Annotated in this window: 8 protein-coding genes and 3 pseudogenes; 5 read left to right on the top strand and 6 right to left on the bottom strand. The window is 74.6% G+C overall.

Features of this window, described 5'->3' with window-relative positions; translation table 11 throughout:
- Window positions 1-415 (top strand): annotated as a pseudogene (locus tag IH80_RS46655) (hypothetical protein); the annotation flags it as partial.
- Between the two features lie 60 nt (window positions 416-475).
- Here the strand turns inward: IH80_RS46655 and IH80_RS0137315 are convergent.
- The 3 genes from IH80_RS0137315 to IH80_RS0137305 all read right to left on the bottom strand — a co-directional run bounded on the left by IH80_RS0137315 (window position 476) and on the right by IH80_RS0137305 (window position 2,866).
- Window positions 476-1,261, bottom strand: coding sequence for an alpha/beta fold hydrolase (locus IH80_RS0137315; RefSeq protein ID WP_030966333.1), 786 nt, complete (start codon window positions 1,259-1,261; stop codon window positions 476-478).
- A 39-nt stretch (window positions 1,262-1,300) separates the two neighbouring features.
- Entirely contained in the window at window positions 1,301-2,164 is an 864-nt protein-coding gene (locus IH80_RS0137310) for an aminoglycoside phosphotransferase family protein (protein ID WP_030966332.1), read from the bottom strand.
- Window positions 2,165-2,443: 279 nt separating this feature from the next.
- Window positions 2,444-2,866, bottom strand: coding sequence for a hypothetical protein (locus IH80_RS0137305; protein ID WP_199819367.1), 423 nt, complete (start codon window positions 2,864-2,866; stop codon window positions 2,444-2,446).
- A gap of 137 nt (window positions 2,867-3,003) precedes the next feature.
- Between IH80_RS0137305 and IH80_RS0137300 the strand changes: the two genes are divergently transcribed.
- The 3 genes and pseudogenes from IH80_RS0137300 to IH80_RS0137290 all read left to right on the top strand — a co-directional run bounded on the left by IH80_RS0137300 (window position 3,004) and on the right by IH80_RS0137290 (window position 7,091).
- Window positions 3,004-5,220 carry an FUSC family protein gene (locus IH80_RS0137300; protein ID WP_234432521.1) on the top strand — a complete coding sequence of 739 codons (2,217 nt, stop codon included), beginning with the start codon at window positions 3,004-3,006 and terminating at the stop codon, window positions 5,218-5,220.
- Window positions 5,221-6,458 (top strand): annotated as a pseudogene (gene mgt / locus IH80_RS0137295) (macrolide-inactivating glycosyltransferase).
- A gap of 66 nt (window positions 6,459-6,524) precedes the next feature.
- Window positions 6,525-7,091 carry a DUF1697 domain-containing protein gene (locus tag IH80_RS0137290; protein WP_030966326.1) on the top strand — a complete coding sequence of 189 codons (567 nt, stop codon included), beginning with the start codon at window positions 6,525-6,527 and terminating at the stop codon, window positions 7,089-7,091.
- A gap of 8 nt (window positions 7,092-7,099) precedes the next feature.
- Here IH80_RS0137290 and IH80_RS0137285 read toward each other — a convergent pair whose 3' ends face one another.
- Window positions 7,100-7,480 carry a DUF4440 domain-containing protein gene (locus tag IH80_RS0137285; protein WP_030966325.1) on the bottom strand — a complete coding sequence of 127 codons (381 nt, stop codon included), beginning with the start codon at window positions 7,478-7,480 and terminating at the stop codon, window positions 7,100-7,102.
- An 85-nt stretch (window positions 7,481-7,565) separates the two neighbouring features.
- Here IH80_RS0137285 and IH80_RS0137280 point away from each other — a divergent pair, with 85 nt between their 5' ends.
- Window positions 7,566-8,567 carry a ketopantoate reductase family protein gene (locus IH80_RS0137280; RefSeq protein WP_030966324.1) on the top strand — a complete coding sequence of 334 codons (1,002 nt, stop codon included), beginning with the start codon at window positions 7,566-7,568 and terminating at the stop codon, window positions 8,565-8,567.
- 38 nt (window positions 8,568-8,605) lie between these two features.
- On the opposite strand, the gene IH80_RS0137275 is transcribed toward IH80_RS0137280, so the two are convergent.
- Window positions 8,606-9,361 (bottom strand): sirohydrochlorin chelatase, encoded by a 756-nt coding sequence (locus tag IH80_RS0137275; protein ID WP_030966323.1) that lies wholly within the window; start codon window positions 9,359-9,361, stop codon window positions 8,606-8,608.
- 5 nt (window positions 9,362-9,366) lie between these two features.
- Window positions 9,367-9,460, bottom strand: a pseudogene (locus IH80_RS44405) (ABC transporter permease); the annotation flags it as partial.

Raw genomic sequence — 9,460 nt, 5'->3', positions numbered from 1 at the left:
CCAGGGCGGGACCGTGACCTTGCAGGTCGCGGGTACGGCGGGCATTCCGGCGTCGGGTGTCACGGCTGTCGTCCTGAACGTGACGGCGACCGACCCGACCACGGCCAGCCACGTCTCCGTGTATCCCCAGGGCGGGACCGTGACCTTGCAGGTCGCGGGTACGGCGGGCATTCCGGCGTCGGGTGTCACGGCTGTCGTCCTGAACGTGACGGCGACCGACCCGACGACGGACAGCTACGTGTCGGTCTTCCCGGACGGCACGACCCGCACCAGCGCGTCGAACCTCAACTTCACCACCGGGCAGACGATTCCGAACCTCGTGATCGTCCCCGTGGTGAACGGGAAGGTCAGCTTCTACAACAACGCCGGATCGGTCGATCTGATCGCCGACGTGGCCGGCTACTACACGAAGTAGCGCCTGCACCCCCCGTCCTTGCGCCGGCCGATCGGGCCGGCGCAAGGACGGTGCGGGCAGCTAACGGGCCAGGAACGGGAGCAGCGCCGAGACGAGTTCGGCGGGGGCGTCCATCGCGATGAGGTGGGCGGCGGTGGGGAACTCGATCAGGACGGCGCCGGGGATCCCGGAGGCGTAGCGGCGGCCGATGTCCTGGAAGTCGGCGACGTCGAGCGTGCCGATCCCGACCAGGGTGGGGACGGAGATGCCGGACAGGTCGCCCCGCACGACGCCCTGCGAGTGCTCCCCCACGAGGTCCTGGTTCACCAGCGACGTACGGATCGGCTCGCGGAGCCGGTCGGCCAGTCCGGTGGCGACGTCCTCCCAGGCGCGGGCCGGCCCGCGCACCCACATGTCCAGGTTCGTGGCGACGGCCGCGTCCAGGTCGCCGGCGGCCAGCGCCTGCGTCTCGGCCGCGTCGTACGCGATCATCTCCGCGGACCAGTCGTATCCCGGCCACGGCGCGGCCAGCACCGCGAGGGAGTGGACCCGGTCCGGGTGGGTGAGGGTGAAGTCGACGGCCACGCGGCCGCCCCAGGACGCGCCGACGAGCCGGACACGCTCGTGGCCGAGATGGTCCAGGAGCCGGCGCAGGTCGTCGGTCTCCCGGAACGGGCCGCTCGGCGGAGCGGACTCGCCGAAGCCGCGCAGGTCGTAGCGGATGACGGTGTGCCGTTCCGCGAGGGCGGGGACGACCGCGTCCCACATGCGGTGGTCGGCGATGCCGGCGTGCACGAGCACGACGGGCGGCCCGTCGCCGGTGACGACGTAGGAAAGATGTCCGAGGTCATCGGAAAGTGTGATCATCTGCAGATGTTCGCAGGTCGGCGCCGTACCCGCCATCGACTAGAACGAACGCCACCGCGTCCGCGGGTCGCCCTCCCTGAGCGAGGCCACGCGGCGGCGGAACTCGGCGCCGGCGGCCGCGTTGCCGGGTGCGTGCTGGGCGACCCAGGCGCAGCCGGCCGTCTCGCGGGCGCCGCGCAGGACCGCGCAGCCCGCCCAGTCGCGGACGTCCCATCCGTACGTCGCCACGAAGGCCTCGTACTCCCCGGCGGGCATGCCGTACCGGTCGTGGGACAGGGCCATCACCACCAGGTCGTGTTCGCGCAGGTCGGCCGATACGGTCTCCAGATCGACCAGGACCGGGCCGTCCGGGCCCACGTGGACGTTGCGGGGCAGGGCGTCGCCGTGGACCGGGCCCGGCGTCAGGTGCGGGATGAGCGCCGCCACCTGGTCCGCGTGGGCGTCCCGGCGGGCGCGCAGGTACGCGGCGTCGGCCGGGTCGATCGCGTCCCCCGCCAGCCGCAGCCAGCGCTCGACCCCGCCCAGCAGGTCGCGCGCCGGCAGGGCGAACGGCGGCTCCGGCAGCGCGTGGACGGCCCGCAGCAGCACCGCCAGGTCCTCGGGCCCCGCGGGCCGCACCGCGTCCGGGAGACGGTGCCACAGGGTCAGCGGATACCCGCCCACCAGCCGCGGCTCCGGCTCCGCCGCGCGGACCGCCGGGACGCCGGCCGCGGCGAACCATCCGGCCACCACGAGTTCGCGTTCGGCCCGTTCCAGCAGCGAGGCCTCCCGGCCCACCTTGACCACGAGGTCGCCGACCGCGAACACCGCGTTCTCGCCGAGCGCGAGCAGCGCGGGCTCCCGGCGCCCACCGTCGGTGAGGCCCGCCGCCGCCAGTACGTCCCTCGCCCGCGCTTCGTCCATGCCGCCGTTCTACCACCGCCCGGACGCGCCGGGATGCGGCGGGCCGCTCCGGTCGGAGGGGGTCGCCGAGCGGGCCGTACTCGGCCTCCAGGTTCTCCGCCCAGTGGGCGGCGAAGTCGGGCTGGGTACCGTCGGCGTCGGTGAACCCGTACTCCTCGTACAGGCCCCAGGCGCCAGCGGTCGCGCCGGCGGAGCCCAGCTCGACGGCGATGCCCCGGCCGCCGCGGGTGCCGCCGGCGACCACGGCCCCCTCTCCGGAGAGCGGGCGTGCGTCGGTGGTCATGATTTCGCCGGTTCGTGGCCGTGCCGTGGCGGGAGGTGGGGGTGCAGTACGGCGTCGAGTTCCCGCCGCAGCCGCTGGGCGAGGCCGCTGCGGTCGACGGCCCAGGTCAGGCCCGCGCGGGCGGTGATCGCCTGCACGGCGCCGGCCAGGGCCGCGACGTCCGTTCCGGCGCGGAGTTCGCCCGCGTCGACGGCCTCCGCCGACAGCTCACCGATCGCCCGCCGCCGGGCCCGGTGAACGGCCGGGGCGCGTTCGTACAGCTGCGGATCGGTGAGGTCCGCACACAGGAAGGCCTCTGCACGAGGGTGCCGGGCACCAGACCGACCTGGTGCTGTGAGCCCCGTCGGCCCCACCCGGCCCCTGACCGGCGCGGTCGCGCGCAGGATCACCTCGTCCTCGACCCCCCGGGGGCGTCCCACGGCCACCACCTCCCTCGGTCAGCACTTGATAAATGACTGTTCATTCATTGCAACCGGGACCCTTCCCCCAGGGGCAAGTGCCGCCGCCCGACAGCGGGCGGGTGGTGGCTTCCCGCAGACGGCCCGATGCTGGAGTGGTGGGCGCCGAACGCGACGGACGCGCAGGCCGCGGCCCGGGTACGGTGGCGCGGCGCGCGATCCGCACCACCCTCGCCGCATGCGGCAGCTTCTACCTGTTCCTCTACGGGCTGGACCAGCCCGTCGCGGCCACGTACGCCCTCTTCGGCGTCGTGTCGATGGCGGCCCTCTCCCACATCCCCGGGACCGGGCGGCAGCGGGCGGCCGTCATGGTCCGGACGACGCCCGCGGTCTGGCTGCTGGTGACGGCCGGCACCTTCCTCGCGGTACGGACCTGGACCGCGGTGGCCGGCATGCTGCTGATCGGCTTCGTCCTCGCCTTCGTGGCGGCGGCCGGCCCGCGCGCCGCCGGCGCGACCCCCGGGCTGCAACTGCTCTACATCATGCCCAGCTTCCCGCCCTACGCCCCGGACACCCTCGGCCAGAGACTCCTGGGCGTGACCTTCGGGCTCGTCCTGCTGGTCCTCGCCGAACTCTTCGTACTGCCCGAACCGCGCGGACCCACCTACCGGCAACGGGCCGCCGAGGCGGGCATGGTCGCCGTGCGCTGCGCGGACGAGCTGGGGCGGGCGCCGTACGCCCTGTCCGCCGCCACCGTGGCAGCCGTCGAGGCGGCCGGCGAGTCGCTGCGCCCCCTGAGGATCGACGAGGCAGACCGCCCCGCCGGGCCGGGCCTGCGCGACCGGGCCCTCGCCCACGCGGGTCTGGCCGTCCGTACGCTCCTCGGCCGCATGCTGCACCTGCCGCCACCACCCCCGGGCAAGGCCCCGTTGAAACCCGGGGCGGACCTGCTGGACGCGGTCGGCCGGGCCGCCGCCGAGACGGCAGCCCTCCTGTCCGGCACCGGCCGCGCGAACGACGAGGCCCTCATACTGCGGCGGCTGCGCGAGGAGGCCGGGGACCGCGCCGAACACGAGCAGCAGGGCCTGACGGCCGCCCGCGGCCGGCGCCGCGCCGCGCTGCTGGAGGTCGCGGACGCCGCGGTGGCGTTCACCGAGGCATCGGAACTGGCGGTACGGGGGCGGCGCGCCCGGATCCCCGGCGGGGTCGACTCCGTCCGCTTCTGGTACGCGGGCCGGGGGGCGCCGCTGCTGTGGTGGCACCGGCTGTGGGCCCATGCCGGGCCGCGGTCCGTGTACTTCCAGAACGCCGTCCGGATCGCCCTCGCCCTCGGTGCCGCCCGGACCGTCGCGGGCGTGGAATCGCTGCCGCACGGCTTCTGGGCGATGCTGGCCGTCCTCAGCCTGACCAGGACCACGGCCGCGCAGACCCGGGCGACGGTGCGCCAGGCACTCGCCGGCACGCTGCTCGGCGCGCTCCTGGCCGCGGGCGTACTGGCCCTGGTCGGCGGCAGGACCACCATCTACGCCGTCGTCCTGCCGGTCGTCATGGTCGTCGCGTTCCGGGTCGGGCCGGTGCGGGGCGTGGGCTGGGCCCAGGGGATGTTCACCCTCGTCGTGTCCTTCGTCTTCGCGCAGCTGGCGCCGGTGACCTGGCGGCTGGCCGAGGTGCGGATCATGGACGTGATCATCGGCAGCATGATCGGCGTCGTCTTCGGACTGCTCGCCTGGCCGCGGGGAGCCCGGGCGGAGCTGCACCGGGCCGTCGCCGAGCTGCTGGAGCGGGAGGCCGAGACGGTCGAGCGCACCACGGCCGCCGTGGTGGCGGGTGTCCCGGGCACCACGACCGACGACCGGGCGCTCCAGCGTGCGCTGTCCCTGGCGGAGAGTGCGTACGCGCAGCGCCAGGGCGAGCCGAGGGCGCCGGCGCAGGGGGCGCCGGACTGGCAGGCGGCCATGATGACGGGTCATCACGTGCTGTGGGGCTCGCGCCGGCTGCTCGCCCGCTCCGGGCCCGTCCTCGACCCGGTGCACCGGGACCGGCTCGGCGGCCGGACGTCCGAACTCGTCGCCGCGATGTACGCCGCAGCCCGCCGCGCCCGGGCCGAGCCACCCGCGGCCACCGCCGAATGGCTCCCCACACGCGCCGCCGACGCCCCGGCCCCGGCTCCCCCCGGACAGCCGTCCCCGGATGCCGGCATGCCGCCGGCGGCCGGGGCAGGCGGCGAGCGGCCGTATCCCGATACACCCGACAGCGTGGCGCCGTCGCGGTATTTCGGGGCGCTCGCCTGGCTCGAATCGCTCGCCGTCGACGTCGAGCGCGTCCTGCAGCCGTGCCGCGCCCCGTCCGGCGAGGTCGAGGAATCTCGAAAATAGTTGCACGAGACGTCTCGTCTCGTTATGGTCGGTGCATGACCTCAGCGAAGCCCGCCCACATCGCCATGTTCTCCATCGCCGCCCACGGGCACGTGAACCCGAGCATCGAGGTGATCCGGGAGCTCGTCGCCCGCGGCCACCGCGTCAGCTACGCCATCCCCGCCGCCTTCGCCGACAAGGTCGCCGAGACCGGCGCCGCGCCCGTGATCTACACCTCCACCCTCCCCACCGACGACGACCCGGAGGCCTGGGGCACCGAACTCATCGACAACCTGGAGCCCTTCCTGAACGACGCCGTCCAGGTCCTCCCGCAACTCGCCGCCGCCTTCGAGGGCGACGAACCGGACCTCGTCCTCCACGACATCACCTCCTACCCGGCGCCCGTGCTCGCCCACCGCTGGGGTGTCCCCGCCGTCTCGCTCTCCCCGAACCTCGTCGCCTGGGAGGGGTACGAACAGGAGGTGGCCGAGCCGATGTTCGCCGGGCTGAAGGCCTCCGAGCGCGGGCAGGCGTACTACGCCAAGTTCGCGGCATGGCTCAGCGAGAACGGCCTCGGCGACCAGGTCGACCGCTTCCAGAGCCGGCCCCGTCGCAGCCTCGTCCTGATCCCCAAGGCCCTGCAGCCCCACGCCGACCGCGTCGACGAGGCCGTCCACACCTTCGTCGGCGCCTGCCAGGGCGACCGCAGCGCCACCCAGGGCACCTGGAGCCGGCCCGAGGCCGCCCACGGCAAGAAGGTCGTCCTGGTCTCGCTCGGCTCGGCCTTCACCAAGCAGCCCGCCTTCTACCGCGCCTGCATGGACGCCTTCGCGGACCTGCCCGACTGGCACGTCGTCCTGCAGATCGGCAAGTTCACCGACGAGGCCGACCTGGGCGAGATCCCCGCCAACGTCGAGGTCCACCGCTGGGTCCCCCAACTGGACATCCTGCGCCAGGCCGACGCCTTCATCACCCACGCGGGCGCCGGCGGCAGCCAGGAGGGGCTCGCCACCGCCACCCCGATGGTCGCCGTCCCCCAGGCCGTCGACCAGTTCGGCAACGCCGACATGCTGGCCGCCCTGGGCGTCGCCCGGCACGTCCCCATGGCCGACGCGGACGCGGCCACCCTCCGCGAGGCGGTCCTCGCCCTCGTCGCCGACCCCGCCGTCGCCGCCCGCGCCGAGGAGATCCGGGCCGGGATGGCCGCCGAGGGCGGCACGCACCAGGCGGCCGACCTCATCGAGGCCGAACTGTCCTAGTGCTGTGCCGAGCGGCCAGGGCCCCGGCCCTGAGCCGCCGGACACAACACCCCCTATGGTGCCCCCATGACGAACAAGGCCACGGTGACGACCAAGTACGCGGCACTGCTGCGCGGGATCAATGTCGGCGGCAGCAGGAAGGTCCCGATGGCGGAACTGCGCACGGTCCTGGAAGGGCTCGGGCACGGCGACGTACAGACGTACCTGCAGAGCGGGAACGCCGTGTTCAGCAGTGCGCAGACCGACCCGGTGGCACTCGCCCGGGAGCTGGAGGCGGCCATCGAGGCCCACTTCGGCTTCCGGGTCCCGTGCCTGGTGGTGGACGGCACCTACCTGCGCGCCGTCGCGGACGCCTGCCCCTTCCCGGCCGCGGAACTGGAGGGCAAGCAGCTCCACGCCACCTTCTTCTCCGAACAGCCCGGCCCGGAGCGCTTCGCCGCGCTCGACGGCGCCGCGTTCCTCCCCGAGGAGTACCGGCTCGGCGACCGCGTCCTCTACCTCTACGCCCCCGCCGGCCTCGGACGCTCCAAGCTGGCCGAAGCGCTCGCCCGGCCCGCCGTCGTCAAGGGCATCGACGTGACCACCCGCAACTGGAACACCGTCGCCAAGCTCGTCGAACTGACCGCTCCCTGACCCGGTGCCTACGCGTCCGGCGCCGGGGTGGCCTGGTGGTAGTACATCCGCCAGCCGGCCCCGTCGTCCGACCTCCGCCAGATCGAACTCCGGCGCGCCCGCCGCCCGTCGATCACGGTCTCGTAGGTGAGGTGCACCACCCCGGGCGCCAGCTCGACCCCCGTCATGCCGGAGGGCTCGTACCACGGTCCGTCCTCGGCGCCGCCCTCCATCTCGGGCAGCGCCGCCAGCATCGACCGCCGGTCCCACCTGCGGCCCGAGGCACCGACCTCGACGAACTCCGGATCGAGGAGCCGGTCCGTCAGGACCCTCGACGTCCGCACGCCCGGACTCATCAACTGCATCTCGCGCGCGACCGCCTCGGCCACGGCCCCTCCGTCCCCACCCATGTGATCATCCTGCCCCGGGCGGATGCGGCGCCGGTGACCGGCCCCGGGGGCGACGCCGGCGGTGCGGTGTGCCAGGCTCATCGGCATGCGGTACATCATCATCGGCGCGGGCGCCGTGGGCGCCACCATCGGAGGACGGCTCGCGGAGGCGGGCGGCGACGTCGTCCTCGTCGCACGCGGCGCGCACGCGGAAGCCCTGCGGACCGGGGGACTGCGCCTCACGACGGCCGACGGGAGCCGGGTGCACCGGCTCGACGTGGTCACCGGACCGGACGAGCTGGGCGAACTGCGCCCGGACGACGTGCTGTTGCTGGCCGTGAAGACCCAGGACGCCATCGCCGCGCTCGACACCTGGGGCGACGCGGAGGTCGCGGGCGGCGGCACGGCCGCGCAGCGGCTCCCGGTGCTGTGCGCGCAGAACGGCGTGGAGAGCGAGCGACTGGCGCTACGGCGCTTCGCGCGCGTGTACGGGGTGTGCGTCTGGCTGCCCGCCACTTTCCTTGAGCCCGGCGTGGTCTCGGCGCTGTGCACCCCCCTGACCGGCATCCTGCACCTGGGCCGGGCCGCGGGCGGCACGGACGCCCTCGCCCGGACCGTCGCGGCGGACCTGACGAAGGCGGGCTTCGAGGCCCCGCTGGTCGAGGACGTCATGCGGTGGAAGTACGCGAAGCTGCTGGGCAACCTGGGCAACGCGATCCAGGCGACCACCGGCCCGGAACCCGACCCGGCGAAGGCGGCACTGCTGCTGCGCGCCGTCCGCGAGGCGAAGGCCGCCTTCGGGGCGGCCGGCATCGCGTACGCCTCCGACGCGGAGCAGTCGCAGGCCCGCGACGGGAAGGTCGAGCAGCCGCCGGGCCTACGGGGCGGCTCCTCCTGGCAGAGCCTGGCCCGCGGCACGGGCTCGGTGGAGGCGGACTACCTCAACGGGGAGATCTCGCTGCTGGGCCGGCTGCACGGGGTGCCCACCCCGGTCAACGACGTCCTGCGGCACGCGGCGAACATCTTCGCCCGCGAAGGCCTGCCGCCGGGCGCCATGTCCATCGCGGACCTGACGGCCCTGGCCGACGAGGCAGCCGCCCGCGCGTGACCGCCCGCCCGTGACCGGCGTCGGAGCGTGTCAGGCCGTCACGCCGTGAGGGCCGGGAGCCGGGCGGGGGCCGCCGCGGCCGCGTCGTAGCGGTGCAGCAGGAGGAGGGCCAGCTCCGGGGCGGCGCCCAGGACGTCGGCCACCACATCGGCGCCCGCCGCCCCGGCGCCGGCCACGATGCGGTCCGGGAGCCGGCCGGGCGCGATGACGTACGGGGCCACCGCCACCCGGGCGAAGCCCTCGGCGCGCAGGGCCCGTACGGCGTCCTCCGTACGGGGCAGAGCGGCGGAGGCGAACGCAGGCCGCACGGCGCACCAACCGGTGTGCCGCCACTCCCGCGCGATTTCAGCGATCACTGCGATCGCCTCCGGGTCCGTGGAACCGGCGGACGCGAGCACCACCGCGGTGGTGGCGCGGTCCGCCGGGGTGATGCCGGCTTCGGACAGCCGGCGTTCGAGCGCCTCGACGAGCAGCGGGGACGGGCCGAGGACGTCCGCCACCGAGACCGCCAGGCCCGGCAGACGGGTCAGCGCCTCCGACAGTGCCGCCGGGATGTCGGCCTTCGCGTGGAAGGCGCGGGTCAGCAGCAGCGGCAGGGCCACCACGTCGCGGACGCCGTCGGCGTGCAGCGCCGCCAGCACCTGCTCGACCCGCGGGGCGTTGAAGTCCAGGAAGGCCGTCTCCACCCGCAGTCCGGGCCGCAGCGCGCGCACACGCCGGGTCAGGGCGTGCACGGTCGCGGCGTGCCGCGGATCGCGGCTGCCGTGGGCGATGACGAGCAGTACGGGCGACATGCCGGTCAGCTCTTGACCAGGAGGCCGCGGCTGCGCAGGACGGAGCGTTCGAGGGGGCTGAAGATGAGGAGGTCGATGGCGATGCCGACGACGAGGATG

It is taken from the genome of Streptomyces sp. NRRL S-378, from assembly GCF_000720645.1.
Taxonomy (GTDB): domain Bacteria; phylum Actinomycetota; class Actinomycetes; order Streptomycetales; family Streptomycetaceae; genus Streptomyces.
The sequence above is the reverse complement of the archived record's forward strand: the minus strand, read 5'-3'. Positions and strand labels throughout refer to the sequence as shown.

Excerpts from the sequence above, each read along its gene's own strand:
- IH80_RS0137315 (WP_030966333.1), bottom strand. The coding sequence starts at position 1,261 with ATGATCACACTTTCCGATGACCTCGGACATCTTTCCTACGTCGTCACC.
- IH80_RS0137310 (WP_030966332.1), bottom strand. The coding sequence starts at position 2,164 with ATGGACGAAGCGCGGGCGAGGGACGTACTGGCGGCGGCGGGCCTCACC.
- IH80_RS0137290 (WP_030966326.1), top strand. The coding sequence starts at position 6,525 with ATGACGAACAAGGCCACGGTGACGACCAAGTACGCGGCACTGCTGCGC.
- IH80_RS0137285 (WP_030966325.1), bottom strand. The coding sequence starts at position 7,480 with ATGGGTGGGGACGGAGGGGCCGTGGCCGAGGCGGTCGCGCGCGAGATG.
- IH80_RS0137280 (WP_030966324.1), top strand. The coding sequence starts at position 7,566 with ATGCGGTACATCATCATCGGCGCGGGCGCCGTGGGCGCCACCATCGGA.
- IH80_RS0137275 (WP_030966323.1), bottom strand. The coding sequence starts at position 9,361 with ATGTCGCCCGTACTGCTCGTCATCGCCCACGGCAGCCGCGATCCGCGG.